The organism is Allobosea sp. GW821-FHT10B12 (assembly GCF_059415545.1).
The window spans coordinates 1-16,158 of the sequence record NZ_JBWKNL010000001.1; the positions used below are offsets into that span (position 1 = coordinate 1).

The following is a 16,158-nucleotide window of genomic DNA, read 5'->3' on the forward strand; positions in this document are numbered from 1 at the left end:
AACACCACCAGCGCCGGAACGCCGACCTGGCGCGCCAGCAGGATGTGCTCGCGGGTCTGCGGCATCGGGCCGTCGGCCGCCGACACCACCAAGATCGCGCCGTCCATCTGCGCCGCGCCGGTGATCATGTTCTTCACATAGTCGGCGTGGCCGGGGCAGTCGACGTGAGCGTAGTGGCGGGCCGGGGTCTCGTACTCGACGTGCGCCGTCGAGATCGTGATGCCGCGCGCCTTCTCTTCCGGCGCCTTGTCGATCTGGTCATACGCCGTGAACGACGCGCCGCCAGACTCAGCCAGAACCTTCGTGATCGCAGCCGTCAAAGACGTCTTGCCATGGTCGACGTGACCAATCGTACCAATGTTGCAGTGCGGCTTCGTCCGAGCAAACTTCTCTTTGGCCATGACACCTTGTTCCTGACAGCGCCCCGCTAGGGCCGGAAAACGCGGTCGCATTAGGCGGTTTTGGGGCGCGATGCAAGGTTTGGCGCCGCGCCAGTCCGGCCGCGCCCTGCCTGGACCCGTCAGTGCTCGCGCAGACGCCGCAGCAGGACCGCCAGAAAGCCCTGGGGCTCTTCGATATGCGGGATGTGGCCGACATCGGCGATGACGTCGAAGGAGGAGTTCGGCAGGAGCCGGTGCAGGCGTTCGCCCTGCGCCAGCGGCGTGACCCCGTCCTTCTCGCCCCAGATGATCGCGGTCGGCAGGCTGAGCGCGCGATAGCGCGCCGGCTCGACGCTGAACGAGATGCGGTCCGGTAGCAGCAGCTCCGGCAGCCAGGCGCCATAGGCCGGCGTCGTTCCGGCGCGGCGATAAGGCTGCGACAGCACGTTGACGATCGCCTCGCTCGCCGCCTCGTGGCGGTGCAGCATCATGACGAGCAGCCGGTGCGTCAGCAGCGGGTTGGTGACGATCCCGGCCGAGAGCGCCTCGGTCACGACCGGCAGCCGCAGCAGGGTCTCCAGCACCGGATTGGCCGGTTGAACGGGAGCGCCATCCTCGGGCAGGCCGAGTGCACCAGAGACGATCGCCAGGCCCTTGAGCCGCTCCGGGTAGCGCATCGCCATCTCGACCACCGGCCCGGCGCCGAAGGAATGGCCGACGAGCACGACGTTGCGCAGCTCCATCGCCGCGATCAGCTCGGAGAGGCGGCGCGCCTGCTCGGCGCGCGAATAGTTGCTCTTCGGATCGCGCAGCGAATAGCCGAACGGCGGCAGGTCGACCGCGATCGCCCTGTAGCCGGCCTGCCCGAGCTTGTCGGCGATATCGAGCCAGAAGCCGCTCCAGGCGGCGGTGCCCGGCACCAGCACGACCGGGCGGCCGCCCTGCGGCCCACGTTGCTGCAAGAATATCTGGCCACCCGAGATCGCGACGAGGCGGCCATCGGCCGGCGGCGTGACGCTGGAATTGGCCTCGCGCCAGGCCGCGCCGATCCGGAAGCCGGCGAGAACGAGTACGGCGACCACGAGGACGGTCACGACGGTTCGCAGTGTCAGTCTGATGAAGCGTCGCATAGGTCCCGATCCGAGGGCGTCCGGCATCGATGGCAAAGCTGCGCGTCAGGTCCCCGCTCGCTTGAGCAGCCAGTCGCTGAACTGCGGCTGCAGCAGCGTCAGCATGCGCACCATCGGATCCTGATGGAACATGCCGCGCGGGCCGCCCAGATCGATCCAGTACGCTCCGCCCACGCCGAGTTGCCCGATCGGAGCCGAGCGCAGCAGGCTCTGCCCGGACTTCGCGTCGACGATCTCGAAGCTGACGCCGATGCTGTTCCGATCGCCTTCCGCGCCGACGGCGAGCTGCTTGAAGAACCTTGCCCAATAGGGCGGGATATACACCGCGATCAGCGTGGCGATGACCTTGACCGGACGCGTGCCCTTCAGCTCCTGCGTCAGTGGCTCCGCAAAGACATGCCTGACGCGCTGGTCGAATTCACGCGACAGGAACGCCTTGAACTCGGCATCCGGAGGCATGACCACCTCCTTGGGCGGCGCGCCTGGGTTCTCGGTGTCGGGCTGCGGAGCGACGACCCCCTTCGACTTGAGGAAGTCGTCCTTCATCGAGAGCCAAACGCCTTTGACCTCGGGATCGACCCGTCCCTCGATCCCGGCGAATTTGAAGCCCTGGACCAGCTCCAGGGATAGGCCGTGTTGCTGCTGGGTCGGCGCGCAACCGGCAAGCAGCGTCGCCCCGCCCCCAACGAAAAGCGCACGTCGTGTGATCATCGTCAGGCTCGGCTGGGTATTGGCTGTCGGAGAGGTTCGCCGGGAAATCGGCAATCTGGCCATGACATACACGGCCCGCTCTTACAACCAGACCGCGCAAACGGCCCACAGCAGGTAGCTGCCATGATCAGCGAACTGGGAAACTGACCGCCCGAGTGCTCGGCTACCCCTTAGCGAACTGGCTCCAGCCCGCCGGGTCCGAGGCGGAACAGCATCCGGCTGACCGGGTAATCGTCCTTCATCGCGGCGATCGCACGCAGGGCCGCCACGGCTTTCGGGTCGTCGCCATCACCGAAGGCGAGCACGCTGCGCCCCGGCATGGCGATCACGACGGTCTTCGGCAGGTCGGGAATGTCCTTCCAGGGGTTCGGCAGCAGAAGCAGCGAGACGTTGTAGTCGGGCGGCGTGAAGTCGAAGGCCCGGAAGAGCCCGTGGTCATGGATCTCGAAGGTCTTGGCGCGCCGTTCGAGATTGGCGAGCGCCGCCTCGAACACCTGCGCATCGCTCATGCCATAGCGCCGCCCCTCCCCGACCGAGACGAAGCGGGTGATGCGCGGCAGATCCTGCGCCGGCACGACGATGACATCCCCGGCGAGCGGCAAATGCAGCAGCTTGCCGTCGGGTACGCCCTGCTTGCGGGCGAGCGCCGCGAACTCCTCAACATAGGAGCGGTTCTTGAGGACGGGCAGCAGCGCATCGCGGAAGCGTGCGATCTCCGCCGAAGCGGGCTTGCTCGGATCGCCGCTGGCTGCGACCCGGTCGAGCTTCTGCAAGAGGCTGTCGAAGCCCCGCTGCTTTCGGAACGCATCGGGCTCGGCGTTGAGCTGGGCCGACAGTCTCGCCAAGCCGAAGCGCATCTCGGTGCCGCCGGCCATGACGACGAAGTCGCCGGCATCGACACGTGCACCGCTGACGCCGGCGCGTCCGCGGCTGGCCGCCTGCAGCAGTTCCGCCAATTCGGTCTCGCTGATCGGGCGGGCCTCGTTCAACCGTGCCCGATCCAACGCCCCCGCAGGTGCAATCAACCCCGCCAGGCACAGCAATGCCAGCAGGAACGCACGCAACGCGCTGCCCATGACGCCCCCAACCCACACGCCACAAGCGATGCTTGCACACAACCTGAGCGAGAGCAATGACGTTACGACACCCGCTCAGGAAGAGACTGGCGCACGGGGCCGGCCGCGGCTTAAGAGAGCTCTCCTACTCGTTCAGGATCATCCCATGACCGAACCCAAGCCCGGCCCGCGCATCGCCATCACCTATTGCAGCATGTGCAACTGGCTGCTCCGCTCCGCCTGGATGGCGCAGGAGCTGCTTCAGACCTTCGGCCAGGATCTCGGCGAGGTCGTGCTGATCCCGCGCACCGGCGGCATCTTCCAGATCCACTATGACGGCGACATGATCTGGGACCGCACCGTCGATGGCGGCTTCCCCGATGTGAAGCAGCTCAAGCAGCGCGTGCGCGACCGGCTCGACCCCGAGCGCGATCTCGGCCATCTCGACGACCACAAGAAGAAGCTCGTGCAGGACTGATCGGCCCTGCATCTGGTATAGACCCGGAGGTCTTCTCGAAAGTCGCTCCAGCGAGTCGGCTGGCGGTGTTTTCGAGAACCGGAGCGCAGCGGACATTGGTCCGTGAGCACCGGAAGCGCAGAAAACGCCGTCAGACGGCCGCTGGAGTAGAGTTCGGGACGGCCTCAGATGCCGCCGCCGCAATCGCCGGCGAGGATCTGGTCCATCGAGCGCGAGGGCTCGGCGCAGCCGGCCTCGCCGACCACCTTGGCCGGCACGCCGGCGACCGTGGTGTTGCGCGGCACCGCCGCGAGCACGACCGAGCCGGCCGCCACACGAGCACATTGCCCGACCTCGATGTTCCCGAGGATCTTGGCGCCGGCGCCGATCAGCACGCCCTTGCGAATCTTCGGATGGCGGTCGCCGCCCTGCTTGCCGGTGCCGCCCAGCGTCACGTCCTGAAGCATCGAGACATTGTCCTCGATCACCGTGGTCTCGCCGACGACGAGGCCCGTGGCATGGTCGAGGAAGACGCCCTTGCCGATCTTCGCGGCCGGGTTGATGTCGGTCTGGAACACCTCGGAGGAGCGGCTCTGCAGGTAGAGCGCGAAGTCGCGCCGGTCCTGCCGCCACAGCCAGTTCGCCAGGCGATGCGTCTGCAGCGCGTGGAAGCCCTTGAAATAGAGCACCGGCTCGATCAGCCGGTAGCAGGCGGGGTCGCGGTCGAGCACGGCGAGAACGTCGGCGCGGATGCCCTGCCCGATCTCCGGATCGGCCTCGATCGCCTCGTCGAAGGCCTGCGCGATCAATTCGGCCGGCACGGCGCCATGGCCGAGCCGCGCGGCGATGCGATGGCCCACCGCCGCCTCGAAGCTCGGCTGGTTCGTGACCGTCGCCAGGATGAAGCTCGCCATCGCCGGCTCGCTCGCGATCGCCAGCTCCGCCTCGTTGCGCAGACGCGCCCAGACCGGGTCGAGCCGGTCGAGGCCGGTGGCGGGATCGCGGATCTCGATATTCGGGCGCCCGGATGGCATGGCGTTCTCCACTGCGGTTCGCTCGTAGATCAATCTGGCGCGATCAGCGCGCGCCAGAGCACGTGGTGCCGCCTTCTAGCTGAATCAAGCTGGGAAGAACAAGAATCGATTTGCGAGATAATAGTCGCAAGCCATTGCCGTAGAATAATATTCTACTTGAGGAGATTATTATTCTACGGCCGGCGCGCCAAGAACTCGACGACTGCCTGCTTGTGCGTACGGTCGCCGACCGCGAGATTATGATCCCGCCCCTCGATGGCAAAGCTTTCCGCGCCGGGGATCAACGCCGCCAGCTCCGGCCCGGAGCCGGAGACGTCGTCCCTAGTGCCGACGCTGACCAAAGTCGGCACCGCGATCCGGCCAACCTCTGCCTTGCTCAGCGTCTGGCGCGTACCACGAATGCACGCGGCGAGGGCCCGCAGGTCGCTGCCGGTGTTCTCGGCGAAGGCGCGGAACATGCGCTGCATCGGGTCGGTCAGGTCGGCGAGTGAAGGCGCCTCCATCGCGTCGGCGATCCCCAGCGGCAGGCCCACGCCCTCGACCAGATGGATTCCGAGCCCGCCGAGCAGCAGCGAGCGCACGCGCTCGGGATGAGCGAGCGTCAGGTGCGAGGAAATGCGCGCGCCCATCGAATAGCCCATGATGTCGGCACGCTCGATCGAGAGATGGTCCATCAGCCGGCGGGCATCCTCGGCCATGATGTTCGAGTGATAGGCCTCGGGGTCGTAGAGCTTCTGGCTGCGGCCATGGCCGCGATTGTCGTAGAGCACGACGCGCCGGCCGGCATGGGTCAGCGTCTTGGTCCACTGGGTGTTGACCCAGTTCACCGCATGGCTCGAGCCAAAGCCATGGATCAGCACGATCGGATCGCCGGAGCCCTCGCCGGTTGGGGCGAGGTCGAGATAGGCGATGGACACGCCATCGGAATCGAATGTCTGCATCGGCCCTGCCGCCAGCTGCTTGATCTGAGGGCTGGTCTGCCATGCCCGCGCGGCTTTGGGTAGCATCCTCTCACATGGGCGATGGTCGTCCCGGGCGACCGGTGTCGCTGGAACCTCGCCCGTCATTCCGGGGCAGGCCGCAGGCCTGAGCCCGGAACCCAGAACCGATGCGTGTGCTCATCGAAGCGTGGCGATCGGACAGCCTTTCCGGATACGGCATCGGTTCTGGGTTCCGGGCTCGCTGCTACGCAGCGCCCGGGAATGACTCGCGCAAGTTGATGAGGGCTGAGGAGAAGCTTCCACGCCCCTTTCCGCAGCGCATCGAGCCGCTTATGACGAGACCATGAGCGAGCAAGCCCAATCCTCGGCCGGCGGCCGTATCGAACTGGTCGATCTGGCCCGCGGCATCGCGTTGCTCGCGATGTTCGTCTACCACTTCGCCTACGATCTCTCCTTCTTCAAGCTGATCCGGGTCGACGTCGTCAGCGATCCGGCCTGGCGCGCCTTCGCCCGGCTGATCGCCGGTTCCTTCCTGGCGATCGTCGGCTTCAGCCTGGTCCTCGCGACACAAAAGGGCTTCGATCGCGGCAATTATCTGCGCCGGGTCGCCCTGATCGCCTGCGCCGCGGTCCTCGTCACCTCCGCCACCTGGTTCGCGCTGCCGGACGTCTTCATCTTCTTCGGCATCCTGCACCATATCGCGCTTGCGAGCGTGCTGGCCCTGCCCTTCCTGTTCCTGCCGACTGCCGTGATCGCGCTCACGGCGGCCGTCGTCTTCGCCCTGCCCTTCATCCTGGGCCACGATGTCTTCACGCAGGACTGGCTCGCTTTCCTCGGCTTCGGCCCCTGGCCGCTCACCGCCGATTTCGTGCCGGTCTTCCCCTGGTTCGGCTGCGTGCTCGCCGGCATGGCGCTGGCGCGGATCGCTCTGCCGAAAGCGCGGGGCAGCAGCTGGGCGAATTGGCAGGCGAGTTCAGCCCCGGCCAGGCTCGTCGTCTTCGGCGGCCGCAACAGCCTCTTCGTCTATCTCGTCCACCAGCCGCTCTTCATCGGCGCGCTGTTCCTGTTCATGCAGGCGACCGGGCATATGGCCGCGAAACTGCCGGACGCCGAGGCCGCGCCGTTCCTGACCGCCTGCCAGCGTTCCTGCACCGGAAACGGCTCGCCCAGGGAGCTCTGCGAGCGCGTCTGCTCCTGCTCGATGGACGGGCTCAAGCAGGCCAATCTCTGGGTGAAGGTGACCGCCGACGCCTTGAGCCCGGCGGAAATCGAGCGCGCTCGCGAGATCGGCCAGAGCTGCGCCCGCCAACCCTGACCGGCTCGCGGCATGCAGCGGCGACAGGTCACGGCAGCATCGGGATCGATCTGTCGCGCGCACGCTGGCGCGGCCCGCGGCGAACGATTATGGTGCCGCCGAATTTGCAAGGACGAGAACCATGGCCGATCACGGCACCCCGCATTTCCACAATGATCCCGGCGTCGCCGTGATCCATGTCGGCGCGCGCGAGTTCATGTGCATCGGCGCCAAGCCGCCGTTCGACCACCCGCATGTCTTCCTCGACATGGGCTCGGACGACGAGATCGTCTGCCCCTATTGCTCGACGCTGTTCAAATACGAGCCGTCGGTCGGCCATGGCCATTGCAAGCCGGCCGAGTGCGAATACCACGACACCGCCGCCAAGGCGGCGTGAGGCACATCCCGCCGGGGGCGCGGCGGGGCTGACCAGATGGCCACTCTCCCGATCCTCATCGCGGGCGCCGGCATCGGCGGCTTGACCGCCGCGATCGCGCTCGCCCGCCGCGGCATCCCCGTCGCCATCGCCGAGAAGCGCACCCGCTTCGACGAGGCCGGCGCCGGCATCCAGGTCTCGCCCAATGCCGGGCGCGTGCTCGAATCGCTCGATCTCGGCCTGGCCTTGCGCCGCGCCGCGATTCGCCCCGAAGCGCTGGCGATCGGCCATTGGGGCGGCGGGAAGCCCTTGCTCGCCATGCCTTTCGCCCCACCGGTCGAGGGCGCGACGCCCTCGCGCTCGCTGAAGCGGGCCGACCTGCACCAGTTGTTGCTCGATTCGGCCAGGACCCTGCCGAACATCCGCTGGATCATCGGCCGCGGCCTCGTCGATGCGCATGAGACCGGGGAAGGCGTCACCGTCACGCTCGGCAGCGAGAGCGGCGGCACGGAGATGGTCGACGCCATGGCCCTGATCGGCGCCGACGGCCTCTGGTCGCGCGCCCGCGCCCTCGTCGGCGATGCGGGCGAGCCCGGCTTCACCGGCTGGGAGGCCTGGCGCTCGCTGATCCCGGCGGAAGGCCTGCCGGAAGCGCTGCGTCGCCCGGCGGTGGCGCTGCATCTCGGCTCGGCCCGCCATGCGGTGCATTATCCCGTTTCCGGCGGCAAGGAGATCAATCTCGTCCTGATCCGTGCTGCGCGCGAGGCGCGTCCCGGCTGGTCGCGCGAGGGCGAGGCCTCGCAACTGACCGAGATCGCCGGCAATGCCGGTCCCGGCCTGCGTGAACTGATCGAGCGCGCCCCGAACTGGCGGATCTGGTCGCTCTACGACCGTGCGCCCGCCCGGATGGCGAAGGGCCGCATCGCCCTGCTCGGCGACGCCGCCCACCCGATCCTGCCCTTCCTCGCCCAGGGTGCGGCGCTCGCGATCGAGGACGCGGCCGTTCTGGCGCATGAGCTCGCGACGCGGCTAGGGAGCGAGGGAACGGCTTCCGTACCGGCGGCGCTGGCGGCCTATGCCAAGGCGCGCGGCGAGCGCGCGGCGCGGGTCCAGCAGGCCAGCCGCAAGAACGGCGAGGCCTATCACCTCGGCCGCCCCTGGAGCTTCGCCCGCGACTTCGCCATGCGCCGCATGGGTCCCGACGGTATGCGCAAGCGCCATGCCTGGATCTATGACTGGCGCGCGCCGTCCTGACGAAATCGTCATCGCCTGGGCTCGCGCGATCTCGTCAACGCCGCATTCGCTTCCTAGATTGTCAGCGGGTGACACGAAACGAAACGAGCCAATGATCCGTATCGACCTCAACAACGCCGCCAGCGCCAGGCTGGTCCGCTTGCCGCGCTGGGCGAGCTGGCTTGTCATGGCCGGTGCCTTTGTCGTCGGCGTACTGCTCTTCCTGGTCGCGGCCAGCCTGGCCCTGATCCTCGTGCCGCTGGTCATCGCCGGCGGCGCCTTCGCCGCCTGGCAGATGCGCCGCCGCATGCGCGCTGCCGGCATCGATCCGCAGAACCCGTTCGAGCGCCGGCAGCCCGAGACCGCCCGCGGCGAGATCGTCGACGCCGAGTACCGGGTGATCGAGCCCGGCGAGCGACGCTAGATTTAGGCGTCGGCGCGGGCCGCGAGTTCGGCCCTCAACCGGGCATTCTCCGCTTCCAGCTCTTCCAGCCGCTGTCGTACCGGCGCGAGCGCCGGCGCCAGTTCGGCCTCGCTGAAGCGCGGCGTGATGTGCTGCGGGCAGTTCCAGTCAAAGGCCTCGACCTTGATGGTCATGCCACGCTCCGGCATGGCGCGATAGCCCGGCACGATCAGGCGCTGTGCCAGCTCCGGCTCAGCCGCCAGGTCATGGAACTGCGCCCGGCCGAAGATCTTCAAGCGTGCCCGGTGGCCGTAATCCATCAGGAACAGGCAGAGCCGGTCATCGGCGGTGAGATTGCCGAGGCTTAAGTATTGCCGGTTGCCGCGCAGATCGGCGAAGCCGAGCGTCGTCTCGTCGAGCACGCGCAGGAAGCCCTGCGGCCCGCCGCGATGCTGCAGATAGGGCCAGCCAGTTTCCGACACGCTCGCCAGATAGAAGGAATCGCGCGCCGCGATGAAGCCGGCCTCGGCCTCGCCGAGGCGGTCATTGTGCGGCTCGCCCTCTTCCTGCCTGGCATAGGAGCGCCGGCTGCCTTGCGCCTCCTGCGCCGCCTTCACGGCCGGTGTCGTCGCGATCTCGAGGAAACGGTGGGTCATCTGGTGCCTCCGCCCCACGAGATGACCATTTCACTCTCGACTCGCAATTACTGCGGTCGGCAGTTCAGAATTCCAATTGACGCAACAATCTCCACTACGCCGACAGCCGCACCAGCACGCTCCCCGCCGCCGCACAGACGGCCAGAACCGGGACCATGCCGAGCTTGAAGCGCAGCAGCGCAATCATTGCCAACGCTGCCAGCAGCGCGGCCCGCCAATCGAGCGAGGCAAGCGCCGGCAAGTCCGGCGAAAGAGGGCCGAGGACGAACGACTCGACCGTCCTGAACAGCACATGCAGGCCGAACCAGAGCGCGAGATTGGCGATGACACCGACGACCGCAGCGGTGATCGCGGTCAGCGCCGCCGACAGCGCCTTGTTGCCGCGCAGCGCCTCGATATAGGGCGCTCCCAGGAAGATCCAGAGGAAGCAGGGTGCGAAGGTGACCCAGACCGTCAGCAGGCCGCCGAGGCTGCCGGCGAGGAGCGGATCGAGCCCGCCATGGCCGCGCCAGGCGGCGAGGAAACCGGTGAACTGCAGCACCAGGATCAGCGGTCCCGGCGTCGTCTCGGCGAGACCGAGCCCGTCGACCATCTCGCCGGCGACCAGCCAGCCATAGGTCTCGACCGCGGCCTGCGCGACGTAAGCCAGCACAGCATAGGCACCGCCGAAGGTGACGACCGCCATGGCGCTGAAGAAGGCGCCGATCTGGGTGAAGACGTTGCCGCCGCCGAGCAGCGCCCAGAGCAGCACGATCGGCCCGAGCCAAAGCGGCAGCCAGACCGCCAGCACCTTGAGTGCCCTCCTCGCCGAAGGCTCGGCATGGGTGAGCTCGCCGCGCTCGAACATCAGGTCGACCACGCCCTTGAACTCCGGCGCGCCCTCCTTGCCGGCATGGCCGCCACCGCCGAACAAAGCGGGCGCCCGGCGATGACCGAGCCAGCCGATGATCCCGGCGCAGAGGATCACCAGCGGGAACGGCGCCTTGAACAGGAAGAGCGCGAGGAAGGCGGCGACCGCGATCGCGACCATCGCCCGGTTCTTCAGCGCCCGCCGGCTGATCCGCAAGCCCGCCTCGACGACGATGGCGAGCACCGCCGCCTTGATGCCGAAGAAGACCGCATCGACCAGCGGCACCTGGCGGTAGAGCACGTAGAGCAAGGAGAGGCCCCACATCACCAGCGCGCCCGGCAGGATGAAGAGCAGGCCGGCGATCAGCCCGCCGATCGTCCGGTGCATCAGCCAGCCGATATAGGTGGCGAGCTGCTGCGCCTCGGGCCCCGGCAGCAGCATGCAGTAGTTGAGCGCATGCAGGAACCGGCGCTCGCCGATCCAGCGGCGCTCGTCGACCAGTTCCTTGTGCATCAGGGCGATCTGCCCGGCCGGCCCGCCGAAGGAGAGCAGGCCGATCTTGAGCCAGACCCGCGTCGCCTCAGCGAGCGTCGGCGTGGCGGGGGCGGCCATCGCCGCCCCTTCATTCGTCACAGTCGTCATCGCCTGGTCCTCAGATCTTTCCCGGCGCGGACGGCCAGTTATGGGTTTCCTCGGTCGCATCCCGGCACCAGCGATAGAAGGCGTCGTAGAGCAGCATGCCGGCCTCGAGCTGTGCCAGATCGTCGCGATACATCCGTGACAGGCCGAGCGAGGCGGCGAGGAAGCCGGCCGCCTGCGGCGCGAGGTCGAGCCGCGACGTATCCGCCGCCCTGACGATGGTGGCGAGCTGGTCGAGCGCCGGCGAGGCCAGCCCGAACTCCTCGATCATCGTATCGAAGCTGCAGCGCTCACCACGATGGCTCCAGAACACGTCGTCGATGTCGAACGGCGTGGCGCCGAAGCGGTCGGCGACCGCCGCCACCTCCGAAGCCGAGACGAACAGGAAGACGGCGCTGCGGTCGACGAAGCGGCGGATCAGCCAGGGACAGGCAATGCGGTCGACCTTGGGCCGCGCCCGCGTCACCCAGAGCGTGCGCCCGGCGGTGTCGCGCTTCGGCAGCTTGCCGGTCTCGACCAGCAGCCCGCCCGCCTCACGCCAGGCCTCGAAGCCGCCGGCGAGGTTCTCCGCCTCGACGCCCTCGTGGCGCAGCCAGGCGGCGACGCCCTCGCTGAGCTTCTGGCCGCGTTGGCAGATGACGACGACCTTGCGGCCGGAATAGGCGCCGGCCCAGTCGGCAACGTCGCTATGGCTGCGCCGTTCGCTCGCCGGCAGCAGGCGCGGATCGGCGGCGACATCCTCGTCGATGCGGACATCGACCAGGGTCGGCGCATCGGGCAGGCCGACGAGCCGGGACAATTGCGCAGGTGTGATCTGGATGTTGGAAGACATGAGCGTCCATCCTTGCACGAAGGAGAGTGGACGCGATCCTTGGGCTGACGCCTCACGGGGCGGTCGCGATGGGCCCCTGCACTTATCTTACATCAGTTGGCTTGAGCGGCGTCAAAAGCTTTTTCCGTAAGCGCAACGGACGGAACATGCGCGGGATCCCCTCTCCCGGATGGGAGAGGGGTAGGGGTGAGGGACCGCCGCTGATTATCAGGGCGAAGCGGCTGCCGGAGCGTCTTCTGCGGATAGGGCAGGCCCTCATCCCTGCCCTTCTCCCACACGGGAGAAGGGTTCCCCGCGCCCTTCATCAGCCGTGAGAGCTTCTTCAATCCACCCGGCTGACCAGCAGCTTGTCGATCCGCCTGCCGTCGAGATCGACCACCTCGAAGCGCCAATGGCCCTTCTGGAAGCTCTCGCCGACATTGGGCAGCCGGTTCATCTCGGCCAGCACGAAGCCGGCGACGGTCTGGTAGTCGGCATCGCGCGGCACATGGATGCCGAGCTCGTGCGAGAACTCGTCGACCTGCATCCAGCCGGCGACCAGGAAGGAGCCGTCGGCGCGGGTGACGATCGCCGGTTCCTCCTCATCCTCGTCCTGGAAGACGCCGGTGATCGCCTCGAGCACGTCGCTCGAGGTGATGATGCCCTCGAAATGACCGTATTCGTCGAAGACCAGCGCCATATGGACATGGGTGGCGCGGAGCGCCCGCAGCACCTCGAGCGCACCGGTGGTGTCGAGCACGACCGGCGCCTCGCGCACCAGGCTGCGCAATTCGACCTTGTCGTCGGCGAGCGCCTCGAACAGGTCCTTCATCTCGATGATGCCGATGATCGAATCGGCCTCGCCATCCTGTACCGGCAGGCGGTTGCGCCGGGTCGCCCGGATTTGCCCGCGGATCTCGTCGAGCGTATCGGAGAGGTCGATCACCTCGACTTCGCGGCGTGGCGTCATCAGCGCCCGCGCCGAGCGGTCGGCGAGGCGCATCACGCCCGAGATCATCTCGCGCTCGTCGCGCTCCAGCACGCCGGCATTCTCGGCCTCGGCGATGATGGTGCGGACCTCCTCCTCGGTGACCGTTTCCTCCGATTCGCCCTTCTGGCCGAGCAGCGCCAGCACCAGCTTGCCCGACGCGTCCAGCAGCCAGACCAGCGGCGAGGCGACCTTGGCCAGCACGACCATCGCCGGCGCGACGCGCGCAGCGACACGCTCGGCATCGCGCAAGGCGATCTGCTTCGGCACCAGCTCGCCGATGATCAGCGAGAGATAGGTGATTAGGACGACGACGCTGCCGACGCCGAGCGCATCGGCGACGGCATTCGAGAAGCCATGGGTGCCGAGCCATTCGGACAGGCGCGCGCCGAGCGTCGCGCCGGAAAAGGCGCCGGAGAGCACGCCGACCAGCGTGATGCCGATCTGTACTGTCGAGAGGAAACGCCCCGGATTCTCGGCGAGCCGGATCGCCTTCGCGGCCCCTTTGCTGCCTTGATCGCTGAGGACTTTCAGCCGTGCCGGGCGGGAGGAGACGACCGCGAGTTCCGACATGGCAAGCACACCGTTGATGACGGTGAGGACGACGACGACCAGGATCTCCGTTAACAAAACCAGCTCGGGGGCTGCAGGACCGCGCTCGCTATCGGCCTGCTTCTTTGCCGCTTATAACGCATTGACGGCCGAACGCGATGGGAGAAGACGATGACCCAGGACGATCCCCGGCAGCTTGCTCCGGCGACGCAGCGCAACCGCGAGCCGATCCTCGCCGTGCTGCGTGAGGTCCTGCCGGCGCGGGGCCTGGTCCTCGAAGTTGCCAGCGGCTCGGGCGAGCATGCCATTCATTTCGCCGGCGCGTTCCCGAACCTGACCTTTCAGCCCAGCGACCCCGACCCGGCCGCGCTCGCCAGCATCGACGCCTGGGCCGGCGAGAGCGCCCTGCCCAATCTGCGCCTCGCCATCCGCCTCGATGCGACCGCGCCGCGCTGGCCTGTCGCTGAGGCCGATGCGATCCTGTGCATCAACATGGTCCATATCTCGCCCTGGGCGGCGACCGAGGGGCTGATCCGGCAGGCGGCGCAGCTCCTGCCGGCGGGCCGGCCGCTCTATCTCTATGGCCCCTATCGCCAGAACGGCGTGCCGCTCGCAGCGAGCAATGCCGTCTTCGACGACAGCCTGCGCCGGCGCAATCCGAAATGGGGGCTGCGCGAACTCGAGGCCGTCACGGAGCTCGCCAGGGCCGCGGGCTTCGCCGAGCCTGAGGTGACGGCGATGCCGGCGAACAATCTCAGCGTGGTGTTCCGGAAGCGCTAGGCGTGCGGCTTGGACAGGCACGCGCCTTCCCTTCTCCCCTTGCGGGAGAAGGTGGCCCGCAGGGCCGGATGAGGGGTCGCTCAGGTCTTGAAAGCTTCGGAAAGCGTCGCGGAATCCTGATAATCAGCGTCGCGAGCCCCCTCACCCTAGCCCTCTCCCGCAAGAGGAGAGGGGATCGGTTGCGCCCTTAACCCCCGTCGCAGCTGGTCTCCTGCGTCGCGCAGATGCGGTCGACCCAGGCGCGCAAGCGGCCGGCTTCAGCTCCTGCCTTCGCGGCCGGAGCGACGGTGAGCCCGGACAGCACCTCGCTGCCCGCCGGCAGGCCATAGTCGACCAGCACCCATTTGCCGCTGCAGCCGATGAGGCGGCCATTCTGGACGAAGGCGTCGCCATCGAAGCTCATGCCGTCCTGGCCGGAAAGGACCGCCAGCGCCTTGGAATCCGGGCGTTGCCGGCCGATGGCGGCCTGCGACTTCACCGTCAGCTTGCGCCCGCTCACCCACCCTGAGCCCTTGAACATCGGCCGTGGCGGCGCGTCGGTCAGCGTCTCGTTGTCGCGCGCCTTGGCGATCCTGAACCAGCCATTGGCACCGGCCGAGACCTCGACCTCGACCATGGCGCGCACCGGTGGATCGTCGCTGCTGAGCTTCACCGGCGGCAGCGTGCCAACCACCTTGTTGCTGGTGCCAGGGCCGGCGCGGACATTGAGCCCCTCCGGGTCGCTCTCGTTGACGAAGGCGCCGAAGGAACAGGCGACCTGCCCGGCCGGCGCCGGCGCCACGCCCTCCGACTGCGCCCGCACGGCCGGAGCGGCGAGCAGCAGCGCCGCCATCAAGCCGGCGGCGAGGGCGTCACGAGGCGGCATTGACCAGCACATAGTAGAAGGCATTGGGCTTGCCGACCGCCTTGAGGAAGGTCGGATAGCGGTTCTTGGGAACGGTCTGGCAACCGGCCGACCAGGTATTGGGCTCGAGCACATTGTCCGCCCCGCCGCGGTGGATATACATGCTCGTCCCCGCCCCTTTCGGGTCGATCCGGCTCTTGTCGTCCTGGGTGAAGCGGCCATCGCCGTCGGTGTCGCGCTCGGCCACCTGCGTGGTCTTCACCTGGAAGGCGCGGTCACCGAGGAAGCCGCCCTTCTTCTCGAAATACTGGTAGGTGCCCTCGGTCAGGCGGCCGGCATCCTTGATGCCGTCCTTGTTGATGTCGACGCCGTCGGCCTTCTTGAACGCTACGCCCTTGTAGCGCTTGTCGCCGCTGCCGGCGCGCTGCGAATACTGCGCGCCCGGCTCGGTGCAGATCGGGAAGCTCGTGAGCTCGCGGAAACGCCCGGTCCGGCGCATCACCACGACGAGGTCGTCATAGGAGCCCTTGCCGCGGTGGGCGATCGTGCTGCTCTCCTTGCGCAGCGCCAGCAGGACGAGGCGGCCGAAGCGCAGATCGAAGCGGGCCTCGGTCGAGCCGAAGCGCCAGAAGATCGCCGAATAGGCATCGAAGGCCTGCTTCGGCGTGCGGAACTGCGGCCGGTCGGCGGAGGGGCGACGAAAGCGGGAGTCGAGGATCTCGCCATAGAAGCCGCTCCACTCGCGCAAGCCGCGCAGCCGCGCCTCGGCGGCCGGGCTGAGATTGACCTCGACGACGCGCCAGAAGAAGTCCTGCAGGCCGGGCGGGATCGCCGCGACGTTGTCGCGCCATTGCGAGAAGGCGATGACGCGATCCTGGCGCAGGCAGCGGTCGAACTGCCGGGCGAAATGGCCGAAATCCAGCTCGGCGAGGTCGGGGCGGCGGGCGCTCATGCCTTGCCACCCGATCGTTGGAATGGGTGCATCGAACCCTCCACCGCTGTCCTGTCGGAACGACCATAAGGC

At 67.9% G+C, this 16,158-nt stretch carries 18 protein-coding genes; 6 read left to right on the top strand and 12 right to left on the bottom strand.

What is annotated here, in order from left to right; translation table 11 throughout:
- From AC07O0_RS00005 to AC07O0_RS00020, 4 genes are all read right to left on the bottom strand, one after another.
- A partial coding sequence (locus AC07O0_RS00005; RefSeq protein ID WP_494619012.1) for a GTP-binding protein occupies positions 1 to 401 on the bottom strand: 401 nt, incomplete at its 3' end.
- Between the two features lie 119 nt (positions 402 to 520).
- Positions 521 to 1,510: an alpha/beta fold hydrolase gene (locus AC07O0_RS00010; RefSeq protein ID WP_494619014.1), complete on the bottom strand. Its 990-nt coding sequence runs from the start codon at positions 1,508 to 1,510 to the stop codon at positions 521 to 523.
- A gap of 45 nt (positions 1,511 to 1,555) precedes the next feature.
- Positions 1,556 to 2,221 carry a hypothetical protein gene (locus AC07O0_RS00015; protein ID WP_494619015.1) on the bottom strand — a complete coding sequence of 222 codons (666 nt, stop codon included), beginning with the start codon at positions 2,219 to 2,221 and terminating at the stop codon, positions 1,556 to 1,558.
- Positions 2,222 to 2,391: 170 nt separating this feature from the next.
- Positions 2,392 to 3,210: a DUF1444 domain-containing protein gene (locus AC07O0_RS00020; RefSeq protein ID WP_494619017.1), complete on the bottom strand. Its 819-nt coding sequence runs from the start codon at positions 3,208 to 3,210 to the stop codon at positions 2,392 to 2,394.
- 232 nt (positions 3,211 to 3,442) lie between these two features.
- Here AC07O0_RS00020 and AC07O0_RS00025 point away from each other — a divergent pair, with 232 nt between their 5' ends.
- Positions 3,443 to 3,754: an Rdx family protein gene (locus tag AC07O0_RS00025; RefSeq protein ID WP_494619018.1), complete on the top strand. Its 312-nt coding sequence runs from the start codon at positions 3,443 to 3,445 to the stop codon at positions 3,752 to 3,754.
- 164 nt (positions 3,755 to 3,918) lie between these two features.
- On the opposite strand, the gene cysE is transcribed toward AC07O0_RS00025, so the two are convergent.
- Positions 3,919 to 4,767: a serine O-acetyltransferase gene (gene cysE, locus AC07O0_RS00030; RefSeq protein ID WP_494619020.1), complete on the bottom strand. Its 849-nt coding sequence runs from the start codon at positions 4,765 to 4,767 to the stop codon at positions 3,919 to 3,921.
- A 173-nt stretch (positions 4,768 to 4,940) separates the two neighbouring features.
- The gene (locus AC07O0_RS00035) at positions 4,941 to 5,708 is read right to left on the bottom strand and encodes an alpha/beta fold hydrolase (RefSeq protein ID WP_494619022.1); all 768 of its coding nucleotides are present in this window, start codon (positions 5,706 to 5,708) and stop codon (positions 4,941 to 4,943) included.
- A 343-nt stretch (positions 5,709 to 6,051) separates the two neighbouring features.
- Between AC07O0_RS00035 and AC07O0_RS00040 the strand changes: the two genes are divergently transcribed.
- The 4 genes from AC07O0_RS00040 to AC07O0_RS00055 all read left to right on the top strand — a co-directional run bounded on the left by AC07O0_RS00040 (position 6,052) and on the right by AC07O0_RS00055 (position 9,035).
- On the top strand, positions 6,052 to 7,023 hold the full coding sequence (locus AC07O0_RS00040; protein WP_494619025.1) for an acetyltransferase domain-containing protein: 972 nt from the start codon (positions 6,052 to 6,054) through the stop codon (positions 7,021 to 7,023).
- 121 nt (positions 7,024 to 7,144) lie between these two features.
- A complete protein-coding gene (locus AC07O0_RS00045; RefSeq protein WP_057191132.1) occupies positions 7,145 to 7,399 on the top strand; it encodes a zinc-finger domain-containing protein in 255 nt (84 codons plus the stop codon).
- A 36-nt stretch (positions 7,400 to 7,435) separates the two neighbouring features.
- Positions 7,436 to 8,632, top strand: a complete 1,197-nt coding sequence (locus AC07O0_RS00050; RefSeq protein WP_494619027.1) for an FAD-dependent monooxygenase — start codon at positions 7,436 to 7,438, stop codon at positions 8,630 to 8,632.
- A 91-nt stretch (positions 8,633 to 8,723) separates the two neighbouring features.
- Positions 8,724 to 9,035, top strand: a complete 312-nt coding sequence (locus AC07O0_RS00055) for a hypothetical protein (protein ID WP_494619028.1) — start codon at positions 8,724 to 8,726, stop codon at positions 9,033 to 9,035.
- 2 nt (positions 9,036 to 9,037) lie between these two features.
- Here the strand turns inward: AC07O0_RS00055 and AC07O0_RS00060 are convergent, their stop codons facing one another.
- The 4 genes from AC07O0_RS00060 to AC07O0_RS00075 form a co-directional block, all read right to left on the bottom strand.
- The gene (locus AC07O0_RS00060; RefSeq protein WP_494619029.1) at positions 9,038 to 9,670 is read right to left on the bottom strand and encodes a pyridoxamine 5'-phosphate oxidase family protein; all 633 of its coding nucleotides are present in this window, start codon (positions 9,668 to 9,670) and stop codon (positions 9,038 to 9,040) included.
- A gap of 94 nt (positions 9,671 to 9,764) precedes the next feature.
- Entirely contained in the window at positions 9,765 to 11,162 is a 1,398-nt protein-coding gene (chrA, locus tag AC07O0_RS00065) for a chromate efflux transporter (RefSeq protein WP_494619031.1), read from the bottom strand.
- A gap of 10 nt (positions 11,163 to 11,172) precedes the next feature.
- Complete coding sequence (locus tag AC07O0_RS00070) at positions 11,173 to 11,991, bottom strand: chromate resistance protein ChrB domain-containing protein (RefSeq protein ID WP_494619033.1); 819 nt, start codon at positions 11,989 to 11,991, stop codon at positions 11,173 to 11,175.
- Between the two features lie 322 nt (positions 11,992 to 12,313).
- Complete coding sequence (locus AC07O0_RS00075) at positions 12,314 to 13,573, bottom strand: hemolysin family protein (protein ID WP_494620618.1); 1,260 nt, start codon at positions 13,571 to 13,573, stop codon at positions 12,314 to 12,316.
- A 108-nt stretch (positions 13,574 to 13,681) separates the two neighbouring features.
- On the opposite strand from AC07O0_RS00075, the gene AC07O0_RS00080 reads away from it, so the two are divergent.
- Positions 13,682 to 14,290, top strand: coding sequence for a DUF938 domain-containing protein (locus tag AC07O0_RS00080; RefSeq protein WP_494619035.1), 609 nt, complete (start codon positions 13,682 to 13,684; stop codon positions 14,288 to 14,290).
- Between the two features lie 187 nt (positions 14,291 to 14,477).
- Here AC07O0_RS00080 and AC07O0_RS00085 read toward each other — a convergent pair whose 3' ends face one another.
- Positions 14,478 to 15,155, bottom strand: a complete 678-nt coding sequence (locus AC07O0_RS00085) for an SH3 domain-containing protein (RefSeq protein ID WP_494619037.1) — start codon at positions 15,153 to 15,155, stop codon at positions 14,478 to 14,480.
- Complete coding sequence (locus tag AC07O0_RS00090) at positions 15,142 to 16,086, bottom strand: hypothetical protein (RefSeq protein ID WP_494619038.1); 945 nt, start codon at positions 16,084 to 16,086, stop codon at positions 15,142 to 15,144. The genes AC07O0_RS00085 and AC07O0_RS00090 overlap by 14 nt, the downstream gene beginning before the upstream one ends.
- Positions 16,087 to 16,158 lie beyond the last annotated feature (72 nt).

Excerpts from the sequence above, each read along its gene's own strand:
- AC07O0_RS00090 (WP_494619038.1), bottom strand. The coding sequence starts at position 16,086 with ATGAGCGCCCGCCGCCCCGACCTCGCCGAGCTGGATTTCGGCCATTTC.
- cysE (WP_494619020.1), bottom strand. The coding sequence starts at position 4,767 with ATGCCATCCGGGCGCCCGAATATCGAGATCCGCGATCCCGCCACCGGC.
- AC07O0_RS00025 (WP_494619018.1), top strand. The coding sequence starts at position 3,443 with ATGACCGAACCCAAGCCCGGCCCGCGCATCGCCATCACCTATTGCAGC.
- AC07O0_RS00070 (WP_494619033.1), bottom strand. The coding sequence starts at position 11,991 with ATGTCTTCCAACATCCAGATCACACCTGCGCAATTGTCCCGGCTCGTC.
- AC07O0_RS00035 (WP_494619022.1), bottom strand. The coding sequence starts at position 5,708 with ATGCAGACATTCGATTCCGATGGCGTGTCCATCGCCTATCTCGACCTC.
- AC07O0_RS00045 (WP_057191132.1), top strand. The coding sequence starts at position 7,145 with ATGGCCGATCACGGCACCCCGCATTTCCACAATGATCCCGGCGTCGCC.
- AC07O0_RS00010 (WP_494619014.1), bottom strand. The coding sequence starts at position 1,510 with ATGCGACGCTTCATCAGACTGACACTGCGAACCGTCGTGACCGTCCTC.
- AC07O0_RS00015 (WP_494619015.1), bottom strand. The coding sequence starts at position 2,221 with ATGATCACACGACGTGCGCTTTTCGTTGGGGGCGGGGCGACGCTGCTT.
- AC07O0_RS00080 (WP_494619035.1), top strand. The coding sequence starts at position 13,682 with ATGACCCAGGACGATCCCCGGCAGCTTGCTCCGGCGACGCAGCGCAAC.
- AC07O0_RS00060 (WP_494619029.1), bottom strand. The coding sequence starts at position 9,670 with ATGACCCACCGTTTCCTCGAGATCGCGACGACACCGGCCGTGAAGGCG.
- AC07O0_RS00040 (WP_494619025.1), top strand. The coding sequence starts at position 6,052 with ATGAGCGAGCAAGCCCAATCCTCGGCCGGCGGCCGTATCGAACTGGTC.
- AC07O0_RS00050 (WP_494619027.1), top strand. The coding sequence starts at position 7,436 with ATGGCCACTCTCCCGATCCTCATCGCGGGCGCCGGCATCGGCGGCTTG.
- chrA (WP_494619031.1), bottom strand. The coding sequence starts at position 11,162 with ATGACGACTGTGACGAATGAAGGGGCGGCGATGGCCGCCCCCGCCACG.
- AC07O0_RS00085 (WP_494619037.1), bottom strand. The coding sequence starts at position 15,155 with ATGCCGCCTCGTGACGCCCTCGCCGCCGGCTTGATGGCGGCGCTGCTG.
- AC07O0_RS00055 (WP_494619028.1), top strand. The coding sequence starts at position 8,724 with ATGATCCGTATCGACCTCAACAACGCCGCCAGCGCCAGGCTGGTCCGC.